This is a genomic window from Pseudomonas putida NBRC 14164, assembly GCF_000412675.1.
In the GTDB taxonomy this organism is placed as follows: Bacteria; Pseudomonadota; Gammaproteobacteria; order Pseudomonadales; family Pseudomonadaceae; genus Aquipseudomonas; species Aquipseudomonas putida.
The window spans coordinates 677,409-697,506 of sequence record NC_021505.1; the positions used below are offsets into that span (position 1 = coordinate 677,409).

The following is a 20,098-nucleotide window of genomic DNA, read 5'->3' on the forward strand; positions in this document are numbered from 1 at the left end:
GAGAAACCGCCCCATGAAGTCCAGCAGAAGATGGATAACCACATTCGCGCTAGCCGCTACTGCAGCGGTGAGCGTGTGCACGGCAACCGCCGCGGAAAAGCCCAATATCCTGGTGATATTCGGCGATGACATTGGCCAGACCAACATCAGCGCCTATGGCAAGGGCGTGGTCGGCTATCAGACGCCCAACATTGACCGCATCGGCCAGGAAGGCATGCTGTTCACTGACTATTACGCCGAGAACAGCTGCACCGCTGGGCGTTCTTCCTTCATCACCGGGCAGACACCGCTGCGCACCGGCTTGTCCAAGGTCGGCATGCCTGGTGTGCCCGTGGGTTTGCAGGCGCGCGATGTCACCATCGCCCAGGCGCTCAAGGCGCAGGGCTATGCCACTGGCCAGTTCGGCAAGAACCATTTGGGCGACCGGGATGAATACCTGCCGACCAATCATGGCTTCGACGAGTTTTTCGGCAACCTGTATCACCTGAACGCCGAGGAAGAGCCGGAGCGTGAACTGTGGCCCAAGGATGATGAGGCATTCGTCAAGGCTACCTCGCCACGGGGTGTGATTAAGTCGAGCGCCGATGGCAAGATCGAGGATACCGGTGCGTTGACCAAGTCGCGCATGGAGACCATCGACGACGAGACCACCCAGGCGGCAATCAACTTCATCGACAAACAAGCCAAGGCTGACAAGCCGTTCTTCGTGTGGATGAACACCACCCGTATGCACCTTTATACCCACGTGCGCGAGTCGATGCGCGGGCAGAGCGGTATGCAGGGCAATGAGTATGCAGATGGCATGGTCGAGCACGACGGTGACGTGGGCAAACTGCTCAAGACCCTCGATGATCTGAAGATCGCCGACAACACCATCGTGGTTTACACCACCGACAACGGCCCTAACCAGTTCTCCTGGCCTGATGCCGCGACCACACCGTTCCGCAACGAGAAGAACTCCAACTGGGAAGGCGCCTACCGCGTGCCGGCGATGATCCGTTGGCCTGGCAAGGTCAAGCCGGGCACGGTGTCCACCCAGATTTTCTCGGGGCTGGACTGGTTCCCGACACTGCTGGCCGCAGCCGGTGACACTGGCATCAAGGACCGTTTGCTCAAGGGCGCCGATGTGGGTGGCAAGAACTTCAAGGTGCATCTGGACGGTTACAACCAGCTGGACTACCTGACCGGCAAAGCGGACAAGAGCGCACGTAGCGAATTCTATTACTTCAACGATGACGGTGAACTGGTGTCGATGCGCTTCGGCGACTGGAAGCTGGTGTTCTGCGAACAGCGCGCCCCCGGTGGTTTCGCGGTTTGGAGCGAGCCGTTCACCTGCCTGCGGGTGCCCAAGATTTTCAACTTGCGTATGGACCCGTATGAGCGCGCCGATGTGGTCTCCAACCAGTACTACGATTGGGTGACCAAGAACGACTACCTGATCTTCCAGGGTACCCGCAAGGCTGCCGCGTTCCTGCAGACATTCGTGGAGTATCCGCCGAGTCAGCGCCCGGCAAGCTTCAGCATCGACCAGATCCGGGCTGACGTGGACAAAAAGATCGAAGAGAAGATGAAGAAGTAACGGCAATGCCCGCGCCCGCCCATGGCGGGCGCATTCTTTCATATTCAGTGCGGACAGACCCGTGGGTCTGCTAAGGCTTGATGATGCCCGCAGTTGTGAACCTTTCCCGCGCCGACAATCGCAGCACTAACGAAACTCAAGCACCGTTGCCGTGGCTGCTGCCTGCGGCGCTGCTGTTCGCGTCTGGCGGCGCAGCGCTGATCTACCAGGTGCTTTGGGTCAAGCAGTTATCTCTGGTGGTTGGGGTTGAGGTATACGCCATCACAGCTGGCATCAGTGCGTTTTTTGCGGGGCTGGCACTGGGTGGCCTGCTGTTCGGTCGCTGGGCAGACGGGCTGAGTCACCCGCTGAAACTGTATGCGGGGCTGGAGTTGGCGGTTGCGGTACTGGCCGTGGCGGCGACCCTGGGCCTGGCGCAGAGTGCGGCACTGTTTGCTCGCCTGGAGGCGAGTGTCGGCCTGCTAGCCTGGCTGCTGCCATTCAGTCTGGTCGGGCTACCGGCATTTTTGATGGGCGGAACCTTGCCTGTGCTGGTGCGTGCGCTGACCCCCACTGACGCGCAGACGGGCGAGGCGGGTGGTCGATTGTATGCCGCCAATACCGCCGGCGCGATCTGCGGCACCTTGCTGGCGGCATTCGTCTTGCTGCCCCTGCTCGGCGTCACCGGTGCCGCCTGCGTAGCAGGGGCGTTGAACCTGCTGGCCGCGCTGGGCGCCTGGTGCGGGCGCAGGAGGGACGAGCGCACCCTGCCGAGCTCGGGCGACACTGCGCTGCCGCGCACGCCGCAGGCTCGGCTGGCCATCGCCCTGTATTGCCTGGCCGGCGGCGTGGCGCTCGGATACGAGGTGGTGTGGACGCAATCGATCGTGCAATTCATGAGCACGCGCGCCTTTGCGTTCTCGGTGGTGCTGGCCACTTACCTGGCGGGGCTGGTTCTGGGCAGTGCATTGTACGCCCGGCGCGCCGACCGCATCCGTGACCCTTGGGGCCTGTTCGCCCTGCTGATCGCGTCCGCCGGGCTGCTGGCGTTGCTGCAGATTGCCGGGCTCGGGCGTTGGCTGGTGGCCTGGCAGACGCTGCTGGAAAGCCACGTGGTGCAGCTGACCGGCAGCCAATTGGCGGGTATGTGCGCACGCTTTGCGGCTGCCGCGGTGTGCGTGGTGTTCATACCGACCACATTGCTCGGGGCGGCATTCCCCCTGGCCTTGCGCCTGGCCGTGGACAGCGGCCGGGTGGGCCGGGACGTTGGGGCGGTGGTTGCCCTCAACACCCTGGGCGGGATCATTGGCGTCATGCTCACAGGGTTTGTCCTGGTGCCTGAACTCGGGCTGGTGCGCACCTTGGCAGTACTCGCTTGCGTGGCGGCGGCGATCGGCGCCGTCGCGGCATGGCGCGGCCACGCCGTGCACAAGGGCATGCGGGCCTTGGTCTTGCTGGTGGGCGGCGCAACCCTGGTCACCGGCGTGCTCACCCCATCAGAGCGGCTGGCGCAGTTGTTGCCAGGCGCGCGGAGCGGCGAGCTGGTGTTCTACCAGGAAGGCCGCGGTGGCACGGTGGCAGTGGTCAACCAGCAGCGCCAAGGGCAAGCCTTCAACCGGCTGTACATCCAGGGTGTGTCCAACACCGGTGATGCCATGCCGTCACTGCGCTACATGCGGTTGCAGGCCTTACTGCCTTTGCTGATCCATCGTGGTGAGCCGCGCTCGGCCCTGGTGATCGGCTTCGGCACCGGCATCACCGCCGGGGCGATGCTGCGCTACCCCGGCCTGGAGCACCCGGTGGTGGCCGAACTGCTGCCGCAGGTGCTGGCCGCGGCGCCCCTGTTCTCTGGTAACTACAACGCTGTGAACGACCCACGCCTCGACATCCGCCTGCGTGATGGGCGCCGTGAGCTGTTGCGTAATGAGCAACGATACGACGTGATCACCTTGGAGCCACCACCGCCTTCAGCGGCAGGTGTAGTCAACCTGTATTCGCGCGATTTTTACCAGTTGGCAGCCTCTCGATTGCACGAGCATGGTCTGGTAGCGCAGTGGCTACCGCTTCCCACACAGAATGACGAGGACAGTCGCTCGCTGGTACGCAGCTTTCTTGATGTGTTCCCACATGCCTCGTTGTGGACCACCGAGTTTCACGAGATGCTGTTGATCGGTTCGGCAACGCCGATGGTGCTGGATGTTTCGCGCATTCGCCAACGCTTCGAGCAATCCCAGGTTTCGGCTTCCCTGGCCCAGGTCGGCGTAAACTCGGTCGAGGCGTTGCTGGCCACCTGGGTTACCGACAGACAAGGGCTTGAGCGCTATGCCGGCGATGCACAACCGGTTACCGATGATCGGCCCCGTATCGAGTATGCGCCGTGGGTACGGCCGCATGAAATCACCCGTGTGCTGCCTGCGCTACTGGCGCTGCGGGTAGCGCCGCCCTTGGAAAACGCTAGCCCTTCGGTACAAGCCGGGGTGAATGATGAGTGGGCGCTGTTGCGTCGTTTCTATGGTTTGTCGCTATTGGCTTACAACGGTAATCGCCAGGGCTGGATGCGCGAGGCGCGGGCCTTGGCACCGATCAGCGCCAAGAATCCTTACATGCGTTGGTTCACCGGCGGCAAGCGCTGAACGCACCGGTAGATATCGGGCATGCAGGCCGCGCAGCAGGCGTATGGCTATCTACACCACGATGAGTTCAGGGACAAACGGCAATGATCGAATTCGTGCTCCATGCGTTACGTGCAAACCCGGAAATTGCCGTGTTCCTGGCCATCGCATCGGGCGTTCTGATCGGGCGAGTACACATGGGCAGTTTTCACCTGGGCTCGGTTGCCGGGGCACTGCTCATGGGGCTGCTCATTGGGCAAATAGGGCTTGAGGTGCCACATGAGCTCAAATCGGTCTTCTTCGCGTTGTTCATCTACGCCGTCGGTTTCAAGAGTGGTCCTGAATTCTTCGGTAGCCTGAACCGAGGCACGCTTAAACTGGTGCTGCTCTCGGTGGTCTTGTGCGGCACTGCGCTGGCAACGATTCTGGCGATGTACAGCGTGTATGGCTTCGATGCCGGATTCACCGCCGGGCTTGGCGCTGGCGCCCTCACTGACACGGCCATCATGGGCACGGCCAGCAGTGCCATCGCTCAATTGTCTATCGACGAGGTAGCCAAGGCGCAACTCAACAGCCATATGGCAGTGGCCTACGCCATCACCTACGTGTTCGGTACCATTGGCCTGGTGGTCTTCGTCGGCAGCATCGCTCCGCGGCTGCTACGCGTGGATTTGGCCAGCTCTGCGCGAGAGTTGGAGCGCTCACTGGGTATCGAGCAGGAGGATGCTGCCTTGAGCATTCCCTACACGCGTATCGTGGTGCGTGCACATCAACTGGTAGGGCCGGCGGCTGAGGGTAGGAGCATTGCCGATATCGAGGCCCGGCACCCCAATCTGAGTATCGAGCGGGTTGTGCGAGACGGCCGGGTGCTGGAGCGGAATGGACAATTGCGCCTACAGCGTGGTGACGTGCTTGGCGTTTACGCCTTGCGCGAAGCCGTTGCTCAGCTCAGCCAATGGATAGGTCCCGAAGTGGATGACTCGATAGCGATGTCGTTCGCCACCCGCACGGCGCAAATTGTACTCACCTCGCGCAAGCTGTCGGGCAGAACTCTGAGACAGATCAAGCATGAACTGGTCGGTGCCACGCGTATGGGCTGTTATATCGTCGACATCACTCGTCAGGGCCTGGATTTGCCTCTGCTGCCCGACACGGTATTGCGCCGCGGCGACGTGATTACCCTGAACGGTCGTAGCCGTAGTGTCGAAACGCTGGCCGAGCAGATGGGCCGGATTCGTCCGGTGCATCATAAGAGCGATATCGCGATCCATGCTCTGGGGTTGGTGGTGGGGTCTCTGCTCGGCATGCTGTCTACTCACATAGGCATCATCCCGGTCGAGTTGGGGGTGGGTGGCGGCGTGTTGCTGGTGGGCTTGCTGATTGGCTGGTATAACTCGCGCCACCCTGATTTCGGCGCGCTCCCGCCTGCGGCGCAGTGGGCATTTTCGGAATTCGGGCTCACGGCTTTTGGGGCGGTCGTCGGGCTGCTGGCAGGCCCCGCCGCGCTGGCTGCCATCGAAACGCAAGGCCTGGCGCTCTTGATTTCCGGCGCAGCAGTCACCCTTATCCCGCCGGTGGTGACCTTGTATTTTGGCTATTACGTGTTGCGGCTGCACCCCTTGATCCTGTTTGGCGCACTGGCCGGCGCGCAAACAGAAGCGGCGTCAATGAACAAAATCATCGAGCAGTCCGGCAGCAATACGCCGGTCATCGGCTTCACCGTGTGCTATGCCATCTCCAACGTTCTGCTGGCGGTCTGTGGGCCGGTGATCATTGCGCTGACCACCACCTGAGCGAACCTTGCTCAAGCGGTGTTTTCAGGTTTGGACGGAGCCGCATGCCACTGCTCCTTGGGCACCCATTTGGGTTGCTCCGGATCGCCAAGGTAGTGTGGGGACATGATCTGTACGCCAAACTCGTTGAACACATCCTGGATGTTGGCGTGCAGCAGGCTCAGCAGCAACGCGCGTGGTCTGGGTTCTGACGGAATGGCTTGGGCCACCAAGCGATATTCGGGGTAGAAGTCCGAAAGTGCCGTTTGGAATACCTGGGGTTGGGGCTCCTGCAGCACGCCCTCGGTGCGTCGCGCCGCTTCCAGCAGCATCGCCTCGACCTGGCGCCAGGGCGTGTCATAGCCGATGGTCACAACGGTATCGACCACATAACCTGGCCCTTGCACGATGCGTGAATAGTTCTTCGTGACCGAGGCGGTAATCATTGAGTTGGGAAGTGTCAGAACTTCGCCAAGCCCAGTGCGAATCGTCGTGGTGAACATGCCCACCTCGGTTACTGTGCCCTCATAATCGGCCACGCGCACAAATTCACCGACGCGCAGCGTGCGGGTGTAGGTCAGGATCAATCCGGCAGCGCCTTGGCCGATGACGCTGGTTGCGCCCAGCGAAATCATTAGACCGAGCAATACTGACAGCCCCTTGAAGGCATCGGTACCTGAGCCGGGCAGATAGGGGTAGGCCATCACCAGGGCGAATAGCCAGATTCCCAGCGAAGTTAGGCGCATGGTCGGTTGCAAGGTTTCGACGGTTAGCCATTTCAACGTGCCCGGGCGTGCCATGCGCCTTAGCACGCGCTTGGAGAAGGAGCTGATGCCACGGGCGATGAAGAAGATCGACAGCGCAACGGCCAGGCCGGGCAGGGCACGCAAAATACCGCTGACCAGGTAGTCGAGAAGCTCCATCAGGTGGATATTGAGGCTTTCACCCCAAGACCGGGTATAAGGAAACTGAGAGAGCACGAAACCCAGCCATTGGTAGCAGAGCAACAACAATACCAACCAATACAGCAGCCAGAGTGAGCGGTCTATCAGGTAGTAGAGGTTTTGCAGGTCGAAAAGTTGCGTGTGACCGACCTTGAAACGCTCGGAGTGTTTGCCCATCAGCACAGCTAACAGCCCCAGGAGCTTGCGGCGACAGTAGCTTGCGGCCTTGGCCAGAATGAAAAAGATCAAAGTTGCTGCAGCGCTGTAGCCTATCGCGGTGAGCAAAAAGCGCAGGCTACGCGCCTGACGGGTTTCCTCGACAACCAGACGAAGATTCTCGGCCGCCTGCGCGGCGGCCTCGCCCGCGGTGATGCTATCGGCCGCAGCATCCAGTGGCGTCACGATGAATGCACGGCGCCCGCCCAGCAGTACCAGGTAGCTGTGCAGGATAGGGTCGAGGCGGACGTCAAGGTCATTGGTTTCCTGGAGCGTGTCCTCGATGACCTTCTTGGCTCGCTGGGCACGCACCGCAGGTGTTTCGCCCAGCAGGGTCGCACGGAACACCAGCACCGTGCGGTTGATGACGGTCAGGGGGGCGGGCTCGGCAAGGACCCCTTCTAGCTCTGGCTGGGACTGAGGGGGGGCCGCATGGAGCAGAGGGGAAAACAGCAAGTGGTGCAAAAGTATCAGCCAAGCACCCCATCCGAACGTGCGCTTCCTGCCCATTTATCAGCCCCTGTGACTGCTAGTGGATTGCTTGCAGCATAGTCGGGTTCAGGCCGCTTTCTGTTGCTAGTATCAAGTCTTTGTGCACTTTCACGGAAGTTTCAATGACGCTCCGCACCAGGCTGCTCGGGCTCTTCACGCGAGCTCTTTTACTGGTGCTGGGCCCGACCTACTTTGCCGTGCATAGCACATTGCACGACTCCAGATCGGTCGGGTCTGGCCAGGGCGTCTTAAAGCTGGGGCTTCCCTCAATCCAGACACCCTCCCCTCTGATAGTCCGAAAGAGCGAAACCTATTCTGCGTCTGAGCCCTAATAAGGGCTCTAGTTATTCCATTCCAGACGGTATACCAGCAGAGCTTTTCACAGAGGCGCTCCCACTGATAGCAGGTGCTCCCTGGTTTGCTTATCCATCGTGTTCTCAATCTCATGAGCTAAAGTTTTGACGTCGTGCTGCTCAATTTCCTTTGGCATAACTCCGAAGCCAATCGAGTTATAAAGCCGGCCCCAGGCCGCCTGAGCGTCGGAATAGGCGGCTTCGCGCTGATAACGCGACAGCAGCAGGCGCCCTTCGGCGCGGATCAGCTCCAGTTCGCTGCCCAGCGCTGCGTTGCGCGAGGATTGGGCGTAGCTGAGCAGGCTCTGGTCCACGCGCAGGCTTTCGTCGGCGAACTCCACTTCCTGACGCGCCAGTTGGTAACGCAACAGGCCCACGCGGACCTGGGTGAGGATCGCCATCGACAGCGCGGTGCGGCGCATGTCGTCGGTTTTTTCCTGGCTTTTTTCCGCTGCGGCGATGTCCGGATACTGCAGCAGCCGCAGCAGGTTCATCGAGACATTGATGCCGGTCTGGTTCCAGTCGCTGTTGTACAGGTACTTGTTGGAGTCGTACTCATAGCCGTAGTTGAAGCTCACATTCGGCCACAACTGGGCCTTGGCGATTTTCAGGTCGTTCATGCTCACGCGTTTGCGGTACCACTCTTCCATGATTTCCGGGCGCCGCTCCAGTGACAGGCGCTCCAGTTGCTCGACGTTGCTGGTCAACAGGGGCAGCGGCTGTTCGGCGTTGTCGGCCAGCACCATGCGGGTATTCGGCGGCAGCGACATCAGGGCGGCCAGCTCGGCGCGGGCGAATTCCAGGTCCTGACGGCGCACGGTGAGCATGTACACCGAGTCGAGCAGGGCGCGCTGGTAGGCGAGGATGTCCTGGCGCGGCAGCAGGCCTTTGCCTTCGGCTTCACGGGCCGCGGTCAGGGCGCGGTGGGTGCGCATCAGCAGGCCGTCCACCTCGGGCAGCAGGCGCTGGGCGCCCAGCGCGCGCCAGTAGGCGTTGCGCACGTCTTGCAGGACATTCTGCGCAACCTTTTCCCGGCGCTCTTCGGCCATCAGCATCTGGTCGTTCTTCTGCTGTGTGCGGAAGTAGGCGACCCCGAAGTCCAGCAGGCTCCACGACAGCCCCAGGCTGTAGAGGGTGCGGTAACGCTCTTCGGAGGTGGACGGGCGCAAGCTGACCTGGCGGTCCTCGATGCCGATCGAGGTGCCGCCGGAATCGTTGTTGCGCCCGGCATAACCGGCCGAGGCCACCAGGCGCGGCAGCATTTCGTGGCTGGAGACATCGCGCAGGTCCGAGGCCAGCGCACTTTCCAGCAGCTTCAGGCGGTAGTCGAGGTTGTACTTCAGGGCGCGTGCCGAAGCTTCGTAGAAGGTGATTGGCCCGTTGACCGGCTCCTGCTCCTTGTACATGCGCGCCTGGTCTTCGACCACCCGCTGGCGCATTTCGTCTTCGGTGAAGGGTTTGGGCTGGAAAGCCGAGCAGGCGCTGAGCAGGACGCTGACAGCCGTGAAGGTGCTGAGGGTCTTAAAGGTCGATACTGACATAGGCAGTCCTTGGTCCGTCGGCGAATGTATCGGCTTCATGGGGCGTTACTGCCGCGGCGCTGGGCGGCTTCACGCAATTGCGCGCGGAAGCCGCGCGCAGGCTGTGGCGGTTGCTCCGGTGGCGCGACCATGTCGGTGGGTACGGGCGCCCACAGCGAAGGGTCCGGCAGCAGGCCGTCGGCGGTCAGGCTGATGACGCCGTGTCGGCCGTCGATCCAGTACTGGTCCTCCAGGCTGGCGCGCCGGCTCTCGGCCACCGCGCTGGCAACGAACTGGCCCGGGACCAGGCCAAGCCCGTTGCCAAGCGACTGGCTTTCGATTTCAGGCGTGGCGAACAGGCGCACATCGCTGCCATCGGCGTCCCAGGCGGACAGGGTCAGGGCCTGGTTGACGCGTTCGACCACCGGCGCGACGAAGATCGCCGGGCTCACGTCTGGCAGCGGCAGATTGTTCAGACGGTTCTGGCTGTCGCGGTCGAAGTACGGGCCCGGTGGAATGTATGGGGTGGAGATATCCAGAGTGATGATCAGCTGGGCCTGATCGGTGGCGCCGGCCAGGTCGCCAATGGTGTAAGTGAAATAGTCCTTGAGCACCTGCCCAAGGCCTGCGGCTGCCAGCACGTCCGGGTTGCTCAGGTCGATGGTGTAGGTGTAGCTGCCGTCGGCGTTGAGCACCAGGGTGCCGTATTGGCCGGCAATCGGCTGGCCGATCACGCCCGCGTTGCCGGTGCCGGCTTCCTGGCCGCTGCGGATGCCGGTCACGCTTAGTCCGTCGCCGCCATCCACATCGCTGTCGTTGGGCAGCACGTTGCCGCTGGTGTGTGGCGCCGGCACCTGGTCGCTGGCGGTGTTGCTGTCGTCGCGGGCTACCGGGTTGTCGTTGGCGCCCTGAATGGTGACGGTGAGGCGGGCATCAGCGGTAATGCCGGCAGTGTCGCGCATGCGGTAGGTGAACACTTCCCGGAGCGATTCGCCCGCACTGCGCATGGCCTGTACGGTCGGGTTGCTGTTGTCGACGACATACTGGTAGCGGCCGTCAGCGCTGATCAGCAGCGTCCCGTAAACGCCCTGCAATACCTGGCCGGCGCTGGCGGTCTGGCCATTTTCGCCGGTGTACTGCAGCACCGTCTTGCTCTCGCCGTACTGCACGCCGTCGACGTCAGTGTCGTTGTCCAGCACATTGCCCTGCGGGTCTACGCCGGGGGTGCCATTGTTCACGCCACCGGCTTCGACGGCGTTGGCGATGTCGTCATTGGCCACGGGGTAGTCGTTGCGCCCGTCGATGGTGATGGTCAGCAAGCCGTTGGCCGTTCCGCCCCAGAAGTCCGATAGCAGGTAGGTGAAGTTGTCGACCAGGGTCTGGCCGCTGGTGCGCAGCTGTTGTACGGCCTGCAGGCTGTTGTCCAGCACGTAGCTCCAGCTGCCGTCGGCATTGACGGTCAGGTCGCCGTACTGGCCGCGCAGAGTCTGCCCGACCAGGCTGGCATCGTTTGGCAGCGGGCCGTCACCGCTCCAGAACGCCAGCACCTCCAGGGTTTCCGGGAACAGTATGTTGATGGTGTCCGGGTCGCTGTCGTTGTCCATCACGTTGCCGCTGGGGTCGCTGCCCGGGATGCTGTTGTCGGTGCCGCCGGCTTCGACGGCCAGGCCCTGGTCTGGGCCAGCAACCGGTGGCTGGTTTTCGCCGCGGATGAAAATGGTCAGGGTCGCGGTATCGTTCAACCCGCCGGCGTCTGTGACCTGGTAGGTGTAGCGCTGGATGACGAAGCCCAGCGGGCCCAGGGCGATGATGGTGGGGTCGTTGGAGTTGACCACGAACTGATAGCTGCCGTCGGCATTGAGCGTGAGGGTGCCGAAGTTGGTGGTCACGGTCGCGCTGCCGGTCAGCGGGTCGAGGACCGGGTTGTTGCTCTCGGCACCCACGCCCACGGCGGTGACGGCCTTGGTGTCGTTGGCATCGACGTCGGTGTCGTTGTTCAGCACGTTACCGGTGGGGTTGCGTCCGCCAGAACCGTCGTCATCCACGGCCACCGCGTAGGCAAAGTCGTCATTGGCCACCGGGGTGTCGTAGCGGCCTTCGATGGTGATGTTGATCTGCGCCTGGGAGCTGGCACCGTCAGTGTCGTGCATGCGGTAGCTGAAGGTCTCGCGCAGCTGCTCGCCGGCCTTGAGCGCCTGCACGGCGGCCAGGCTGTCGTTTACGGTGTAGACATAGTTGCCGTTGGCGTCGATGCTCAGCGTGCCGTAGGTACCGGCCACCACGGTCGCGCCGGCATTGACCTGGATGAACGTGCCGCCAGCGGCGAGGGTGCCGAGGTAGATGCCGTCGAGTGTCTTGCTGTCACCGGCATCGACGTCAGTGTCGTTGCCCAGCGCGTTGCCGCTGCCTGGCTGGCCGGGCGTGCCGTTGTTGACCCCGCCGGCCTCGATGGCGATGGGGCTGTCAATGGTGGCGATGGGCGTGTCGTCGCGGCCATGGATCACCACCGTGAAGGTGGCGGTGACGACCTTGCCGTTGCCATCGCTGACGCTGTACTGGAACACCTCGGTCAGCCGGTCTGCATCGGTGCGCAGGGCTTGCACCGCGCTGTTGCTGTTGTCCACCACGTAGCTGTAGTTGCCCTGGGCATCGAGCACCAGGCTGCCGTAGTTGCCGGCCAGGGCCTGGCCAGGCGTGCCGTTGATGCCGTTCGGGCTGATTACGCCGCTGATGGTCAGGGTATCGCCATCCGGGTCGCTGTAGGCGGCACGTATGCTGCCGGCAGGGTCCAGACCGGGTTGTGCGTTGTTCAGCCCCCCTGCCTCAATGGCGTCGATGCTGACCGGATTGACCACGGGCGGGTCATTGACCCCGGTTACCGTGATCACCAACTGCGCCTGGTCGGTCAGGTCGCCGCTGTCGTGGATCTGGTAGGTGAAGATCACCTGCAGACTCTGCCCGGCGCTCAGCGCGCGGATCGCCGGGTCGGCGCTGTTGACCGCGAAGCTGTAGGTGCCGTCTTCGTTGAGGACCAGTTGGCCGAAGTTGCCACTGATCAGGCTGCTGTCGGCCAGCCGCGCTACCGTGCCGGTAATGGCCGCAGGTGCGCCGTTGGCCACCGGGCTGAGGGCGCCACCGGCGCTTTCCAGGCCGCTGCGCACGCCATCGACCTTCAGTTGCGTGGCGGTCGGCTGGTCGAGGTTGTCGACGTCGGTGTCGGTGCCCACGCCGCCATTGCCTGTAATCACGTTACCGCTGGCATTGACCGGCACCGGGCTGCCGTCGCTGGCCCCGGCACTGGCGCTGCCCACGTCGTCCACGGCTACCGGCGCATCGTTGGCGCCCTGCACGGTGATGGTGAGGATATTCACCGAGCTCAGGCCACCGGCGTCGGCCATCTGGTAGGTGAACACCTCGGTTAGCGTCTGGCCGGGGGAGAGCGCCTGCACGGCGGGGTTGCTGTTGTCGATGACGTAGCGGTAGCTGCCGTCGGCATTGATCGTCAGCGTGCCGAAATTCACTTGCACAGTGGTCGCCTGGCCAGTGGCGACGGGGATGATCCGGCCGCCACCGGGCCCGTCGTAGCGTACGGCGGTGACCTGCTTGGTTTCACCCAAGGCCACCGAATCGACGTCGGTGTCGTTGGTCAGCAGGTTGCCGGTGGCGTCCTGGCCTGGCGTTGTGTTGTTGGTACCGCCGGCTTCGAGGGCGATAGCAGTGTCGGCCGCAGCCACGGGGGTATCGTTGGCGCCGTGGATATTCACCTGCAGCACCGCGCTGCTGGGCAAGCCGCCGCTGTCGACGATGTCGTAGCCAAAGAAATCGCTGATGAAATTGCCTGCCGTGCGCAGCGCCTGTACCTCTGGGTTGGCGTTGTCGACGTTGTACTGGAAACCACCACCCGCGGTGATCAGCAGGGTGCCGTAGCGGCCCTGTATGGCCGTGACGCCGGTCGCCGGCACTGCCACACCGCCTGGCACGATATTGCTGGCGATGCGGGTCACGGTGAGCACGTCGTTGTTGGTCTGGATATCGACATCGGTGTCGTTGGCCAGCACGTTGCCGGTCGGGTTGACGCCCGGGTCGGCATTGTTCAAGCCGCCGGCTTCCACGGCGATGGCCAGGTCGGCGTGGGCGATTGGGGCATCGTTGACCGGGTCGATGACGATGTTCATCACGTCGGTGTCGGTCAGCGCGTCGGCCGGGTTTTGCCCGGGGATACCGTCGCCGTTGAGCGGTGCGTCGCCGAAGTTGCCCTGGTCGTTGCTGACCATGGTCAGGGTTTCCGCATCGCGGAAGGTGTTGAAGTCCTGGTCGCCTTTGTAATACAGCTGGCTCAGCAACACGTTCAGCTCATTCAGAGTGCCGGTCAGTACCAAGGTGCGGCCGCTGCCGGCGGGCGGTGTGGCGGTTGGGGCCGGTGGGGTGGCGGTCTGCCAGATGACGCCATGCACCACGGTCAGGGTGATGGTCATGATGCCGTCGGAGTTGCCGACGTGCACGTCGACATCGCTGATGGCCAGGCCGCCGATATGCAGCACGGTGTCTTCCTGGCCCTGCTGGTCGGCCACGGTGTTGATCGGCGCCTCGTTGATGTGCACGTAGCCTGCGTCGGCGATGCCGGTACTGCCTTCGCCCAGGGCCACATTGACCCGGCCCAGGCCTCCCAAGGCCGCGCCGGTGTCGGTATCGATGCGTACCCGGAAGTTGTTGTTGGCGCTGGCCTGATGGTCCTGGGCCACGGCGATCAGGTAGCTGCCCGAGGGCAGCAGGGCGAATTGGTAGAGGCCGCCATTGCTGGTGACGGTGCTGAAGGTGTGGTCGTCGGCGGTGCCGAACTGGCCATCGTCACCGGCCCAGGTCAGGCTGACGCCGATGCCGTCCAGGCCCGGCCCGTCGGGGCTGACGTTGTCCGTGGCGCTGCGGGTGTCGTCCCACAGCGTGCCCTGGATCACGCCCATGCCGGCGCCGTCGCTGAGGATGTAGTTGTTCAAGCCGGCCGCGCCGTCCTGGCCGGTGCGCTCACCCGTGGCCCCGCCGGCAGTGGCGGGTAGCGAACCGCCCCAGCCGGTGTTTTCGAAGTCGCTGGGCAAGCTGGTCCAGGTCAGCACGGCAGCGCTGGCGGCGTTGTCGGCGATGGTCTGGTTGGGCAGGGTGACGGTGTAGATCACCTGAACCGTATCGTTGGGCGCCAGCCGCGCGAAGTCCACGGCAATGGCTGTGCCGTCGGTGAAGCTGACGCCCGCAGGTAGGTTGCCCAGGTCCAGTGCCACGCCGTTGAGCAGGATGCTCTGCACCTGGTAGTTGCTGCCATTGGGGAACTGGTCGGCCAGGTGCGTCTCGTAGGCTGGCACACCGCCGTTCTGGGTGAAGCTCACCGACACCGTGGCGTCGGTGGTGCCGGCTACGGCGCCCGGGGTCACGTCGATGACCGACTTGTCCATGCCTGTGAAGCTCGGCTCCACCACGCGCTCGAACACGGTATCGCTCTTGCCGCGATCCACGCCGCCGTTGTCGCCGACATGCTCGAACACGGTCATGCCCAGCTGGGTGTTGGCCTGGTTGCCGGCCACGTTGCTGACGCGCACGTTGAATTCGAGGATCACGCCTTCGATATCGCTGTCGTTGGCTTCGGTGTTGGTGAGGTTGCCGAGGCTGAAGGTGATGGTCTGGCTACCATCAGCGTTGGTGGTGATCTGCAGCCGGCCGTTATTGCCATCGAAAATGCCGGAAGGCTCCACGCCACCCAGGTCGGTGTGGATAGGCAAGGCCACGTCGCTATTCTGGTTGCCGGTCATGTACAGCGTGCCACCGCTGAGCAGGTTGGTGGCGTCGGTGGTCAGGCCATTGAGCTGGCTCGACACCATGGCAATCAGGATGTTGTTGAGGTCGGCCGGGATGAATTCCAGGCCTGCGGCCAGTTCGATGCGGATCTGATAGCTGGGGTTGTCCCCGGTCGGTACCAGCACGGCCACCCGGTAGCGGACGATTTCGCCAACCGCCACGGTTTCCTGCAGGCCGCTGGTATCAGTGGCGCCGCTGCCATTGGTGGCGGGCGGCGTGTCGGACACCCCGCCAACGCGCGACACCTGGATCCCGTTGGTGACCGGGATCAGCAAAGCGCTCAATACCTGGTAATCGTTGAGCACGCCCGAATTGAGCAGCCCATCGTCACCGCTGCGTTCGCCATTGACTGTATCGGTGGTGTTATTGGTGCCGTTCAGGCTACTCCAGCGCACGTCGACGTTGTTGGGGATTGCGGCCTGGCCTGCGGCGGTGGCGTTGACCACGCCGCTGAGGGTGATGACGATACTGCCGCCGTTGGCGATGTCGATGTTGGCGCCGCTGGCGGTCACCAATTGGCCGTTGAGGATGACGAAATCGACGCCGCCGTTGTTGCTGGCACCGCCGTTGTATTGGATGGTGCCGCTGACCACCAGGTTGTCGATCTCGGTGGGCAGCACGTCCAGCAGGCTGATGTCGAAGGCATCGGTGCCGGAATTGTTGGCCACGGTGATGGTGAAGGTGACGGTATCGCCCTCGTCGAAGCCGCCGAAAGTGGGCGTCGAAGTCACCTGCTGGGTGACGCTGAGGGTGGGCTCGACAATGCTTACGCCGGGCTGCTGAGGGCTGACCAGGCTGCGATCGATCGGGGCGGTGCCGTTGGGGGTGTCGCCGTCGGGGTCGCTGTAGACCAGTTGTGCGCCATTGTTCAGCGTGGTGCCTTGCTGGTTGCCAGGCACGTTGCTGGCCACCAGGACCAGGCGGATGACGAAGCTGTTGTTGCCGATGACGTTGTCGGCCGTGGCCCCGGCGCTGCTGAACGCCAGCATCAGGTCGGCGCCGTCGCTGCCATCCAGGGTCACCGGATTGACGTTGAGGATGCCGTTGAAGTTGGCCGACAGGGCACCGCTGCCTGCGGTGGTGGTGATGATCTCATAGCCCAGGTTGCCGTTGAACCGCGGATCCAGGCGCAAGCCAGGCGGAATCAGGTCATTGATACGCAGGCTGCCTGTGGCACCTTCCGGCAGGGTGACGACGATGTCGTAGGTGATGCTTTCGCCGATTACCAGGTTGCTGCCAGTGGTGTGCGTGGCGCTGGAGTCATCCTCGCTGAGGCTGCCATCCTTGTAGGTCTTGCTGATGGTCGGCGCGGCGACCTGCTGGTTGGCGAGTTCGGTGATATCGGTTGGGGTGAAGTCCTGGCCGCCGTTCACGCTGGCGTAGTAGGTCAGCGATGCGGTGCTCTGCAGCGTGCTGGAGGCGAGGATGGCATTGTCTACCGTGACGTCGTAGGTGATGACCACCACGTTGGCCCCGGACAAGTCGCTGGCAGTGCCTGCGCGGCCAGCCAGCAAGGTGGCCTGGCCGTTGGCATCGAGGAACGTGATGGCGTTGCCGGTAACGCTGTAGTCGGTGCCCTGCACCAGCAAGGTGCCGTCACCGCGGTAGATCTGCAGGTTGGCGGCGCCCAGGCTGCCGCCGACGAACGACAGGCCGGCGGGTAGCGTGATGCTGGTGCTGACGTCGAAGGCACCACCGCCGCCGGTGTTTTTCAGGGCCGTGGCCAGGCGCAGGGTGTCGGCACCATCGATACCACTGACGTTGCCGTCCACGGCAGCCAGGCTGGTGACGCTGCCGCTGAAGGGCACGCCGCTGGTGCCGGGTGCGGTCCAGCTGCCTGTGGTGCCGGTGACGCTGCCGTTGGTGCTGGAGACCACGCCGTGCTTGATGTCCAGTACGGGCTCGGCGACTGACTCGATCACGGCCACATCCGATGAGGTGAGCACGGTCTTGTCCACCGTGGTGGTCTGGCTCGATTGCGCCAGCACGTCCAGTTCACGCTGGTCGGCAAACGGCTGGTCGCCCACCACCATGGTGAAGCGCACCTGCACGGTGCCGCCATTGAGCCCGCCGGACACGAAATTGCCGAAGTCGAAGATGATCGAGTTGCCAGGGCCGGTGGTGACGCTGTCAGGCACATCCAGGATGTTGTTGCCACTGCCGAACGTCCATTGGCCAACGCCTGTGCCAAAGCTCCAGTTGATGCCACTGGCGTCGAGCAGGGGCAGTGGCAGGTAGGCCGTGAGCTTGAAGTTCTCGTAATCGGCTACCAGCAGGTCGTAGTTGATGGTGAAGGTCACCACATCGCCAGGGCGCAGCTCGCCGTTGCTCGGCGGGTTGCCGCCGTTGACCTGGGTGAGTTCGATGTCGACCGTGGACGTGTCGATGGTGCTGGTGGTGCTGGAGCCATCGGTCTGAGTACCGCCGAGGTTGACCGCGTCGCGCAGCACGGTGGCATCGACGGTGGCGTTGTTGCCGACGCTGTCGCCTTCGTTGAGCTGGTCGTGGGGGGGGTGGTCGCTGGTGTAGGTGGCGTCGATCGTTGCGTCGTAGACGATGCTCAGGCGCGTGGCGCCTTCCTGCACGGTGTCGTCGTACAGGTCACCGAACAGCGCTGCGATGCCGGGGCCGGCGATGGCCTGACGGATCGACTCGGCAATGTCGAAGACAAGCGTGGTGCTGCCGTCGGCATTCACCGTCTGGGTGTAGATCAGAGCGATGTTTTGCGCCACGCCATGTTGCTGGATCAGCAGGGTGGGCGGGTTGTTCGGGTCGAAGGTCTGGCCATCGCTGAGCAGGTCGGTCAGGGTGAACTGCCCTTGCTCGAGAATGTTTTCGCCAAAGGCGAAGAAGTCGGAAATGGCCACGTCCATGGTGTAGCGCAGGGTGTCGCCGGGGGTGAGGCCGGCTGTGCCGACATCGGTCTGCAAGTTGACCTGCTTGAGCAGGGTGATCGACTTGGCGACGAAGGTCACGCCCTGGCTATTGCCAGTTTCATTGAACGGGTAGCCGTCTGGGTCGGTGGGGCGGTCGCGTGGGTCAAGCGGGTTCCAGTCGCCGGTGACGCTGGCGGTGCCGAAGTTGATTTGCACGGGGTTGCCTGTGGCAGGGTCGATCACCGGCCGGCCATTGGCGTCGATTTCCGGCACATAGAAACTGACCTGGGTCGTGCTGGCGGCGCTGAGGGTGTCGTAGTGCACATCGTAGCTGGCGACGAAGGCGTTGGGGTTGGCCAGCGCCAGGGCGATCAACGCCGGATTGGTGAGTACGGTTCCGTCGTGCAGCGTCACCGACGTCAGGGTGCCGCCCGGGCCCGGGGTGATGGCGCTGACGTGTACCTGATCGGGCACGGTCTGGGTCACGGTGACATTGCTCAGGGTCTGCCCCGGGGCGGGCGTCACGGTCACGGTCTGGGTGCGGGTGAAGTTCGGACCGGTGACGGTTTCACCTTCGGGCATATTGACCGTTTGCTCGACCTTCAGCAGGGTCGGGGTGACGACGAAGCTGTGCAGTGCGGCTTCCACCAGGCTCGGGTCCTGGACCGGGTTGTTCAGTGAGTCGTTACCGTATTCAAAGCCGGCGCGGGTGTTGATGGTGAGGTTGGGCGCGCCGTCGGAGTAAGTGGTATCTGCCAGGTTGCTGAGCTGCGCGGTAATCTGGATGTCGATGCTGGGCTGGCCGTTGGTGACGCTGGCGTAGGGCAGCTGCAGCACCACCATCTGGTCGCCGGGTTTCATGCCCACGCTGGCGGCGTTGATCACCAACGCGTTGCCGCTGGCGTCCTTGGCCAGGGGGTGGGTGGCGTTGCCGTTGGCATCGAAGGTGATCACGAAGCTGTTTACCGTCTGGCCCAGGTAAGTGGCCGAGACGAAGCTGGCACCATCATCGCCGTCGCGCCCGGTAGCCGGCATGAATACGTCGATGAACGGGGCGTAGCCTTCCTGGGTCGAGGGGTTGTTGAAGCTCACGGTAAAGGTGAATTGCTCGCCCAGTTGCACCTCGGCACCGCCGCTGCCCAGGCTGGCGGTGGGGCTGGCATCGGCCAGCAGGCCCTGGAAGCGGTCGAGGGTGGCGGCGGCCAGGGCGATGGCTTTGTCGACATCGCCGCTGCTGACTTCCAGGCGCCAGTCACCACCCGCCAAGGGGCTGCCGGTGGCATTGCTGGAGGCGCCGACGTCGGCACCGGTCCAGCGGGCCAGCTCGTTGACCAACGCCTGGCCGGCGCTGCCGGCACCGACATCGCAACCGTACAGCTGAATGTCGGCACCGCTATTCAGCTCGCCGCGCCAGGCACTCAGCCGGTCGCCCAACTGCTCGACCGGCTGGCTGGTGAACACCTGGTTGCCCAGGGTGAACTGGCCAGAGGCGCCATGAGAAAACACCTGGATCGAGTCGACCTTGCCCAACTGCGCAAGGGCCGTGCTGATGGCGGCGATGGCATCCTGGCCAGGGTCCACCACCAGTGCGGTGGTGCCGGTGGGCAAGCTGGCGACCAGCTGGTCGCGGTTTTCCACACGGGCATCGACTACCACCAGATTGCGGGGGGCGGGCGCCGGGGCAGCGGTTTGCGCTTCGCTGGCGGTCGGTGCGGGATGGCTGCTGTCCTGGGTTTCAGCGGGGCTGGCGTCACTGTGGTGCTGTTGGTCTACAGCGGTTGCGGCGGCGCCGTCGAAGAGGATCCGTTGTTCAAGCGCCAGGGTCTGCGACCGAGGGCGTGACACTGTGGCAAAGCCGGCTCTGCGGTTGATGTCCATTTCCGTACCCTGCTAAGAAGTTCGACGCCAGAT

General features: G+C 63.5%; 6 protein-coding genes. 3 read left to right on the top strand and 3 right to left on the bottom strand.

The window, feature by feature from the left end:
- Positions 1-13 precede the first annotated feature (13 nt).
- From PP4_RS03045 to aspT, 3 genes are all read left to right on the top strand, one after another.
- Positions 14-1,579, top strand: coding sequence for an arylsulfatase (locus PP4_RS03045; protein ID WP_016497820.1), 1,566 nt, complete (start codon positions 14-16; stop codon positions 1,577-1,579).
- 83 nt (positions 1,580-1,662) lie between these two features.
- On the top strand, positions 1,663-4,191 hold the full coding sequence (locus PP4_RS03050) for a spermidine synthase (protein ID WP_041167536.1): 2,529 nt from the start codon (positions 1,663-1,665) through the stop codon (positions 4,189-4,191).
- An 83-nt stretch (positions 4,192-4,274) separates the two neighbouring features.
- Positions 4,275-5,963, top strand: coding sequence for an aspartate-alanine antiporter (gene aspT / locus PP4_RS03055; protein WP_016497822.1), 1,689 nt, complete (start codon positions 4,275-4,277; stop codon positions 5,961-5,963).
- Positions 5,964-5,974: 11 nt separating this feature from the next.
- Here the strand turns inward: aspT and PP4_RS03060 are convergent, their stop codons facing one another.
- From PP4_RS03060 to PP4_RS03075, 3 genes are all read right to left on the bottom strand, one after another.
- On the bottom strand, positions 5,975-7,612 hold the full coding sequence (locus PP4_RS03060; protein WP_016497823.1) for a mechanosensitive ion channel family protein: 1,638 nt from the start codon (positions 7,610-7,612) through the stop codon (positions 5,975-5,977).
- A gap of 361 nt (positions 7,613-7,973) precedes the next feature.
- Positions 7,974-9,488: a TolC family protein gene (locus tag PP4_RS03070; RefSeq protein WP_016497824.1), complete on the bottom strand. Its 1,515-nt coding sequence runs from the start codon at positions 9,486-9,488 to the stop codon at positions 7,974-7,976.
- 35 nt (positions 9,489-9,523) lie between these two features.
- Positions 9,524-20,065, bottom strand: a complete 10,542-nt coding sequence (locus tag PP4_RS03075) for a VCBS domain-containing protein (RefSeq protein ID WP_016497825.1) — start codon at positions 20,063-20,065, stop codon at positions 9,524-9,526.
- Between the last annotated feature and the right edge of the window lie 33 nt (positions 20,066-20,098).

Bases quoted from the DNA above. Each gene is read 5' to 3' on its own strand.
- PP4_RS03070 (WP_016497824.1), bottom strand. From the start codon at position 9,488: ATGTCAGTATCGACCTTTAAGACCCTCAGCACCTTCACGGCTGTCAGC.
- PP4_RS03075 (WP_016497825.1), bottom strand. From the start codon at position 20,065: ATGGACATCAACCGCAGAGCCGGCTTTGCCACAGTGTCACGCCCTCGG.
- PP4_RS03050 (WP_041167536.1), top strand. From the start codon at position 1,663: ATGCCCGCAGTTGTGAACCTTTCCCGCGCCGACAATCGCAGCACTAAC.
- aspT (WP_016497822.1), top strand. From the start codon at position 4,275: ATGATCGAATTCGTGCTCCATGCGTTACGTGCAAACCCGGAAATTGCC.
- PP4_RS03045 (WP_016497820.1), top strand. From the start codon at position 14: ATGAAGTCCAGCAGAAGATGGATAACCACATTCGCGCTAGCCGCTACT.
- PP4_RS03060 (WP_016497823.1), bottom strand. From the start codon at position 7,612: ATGGGCAGGAAGCGCACGTTCGGATGGGGTGCTTGGCTGATACTTTTG.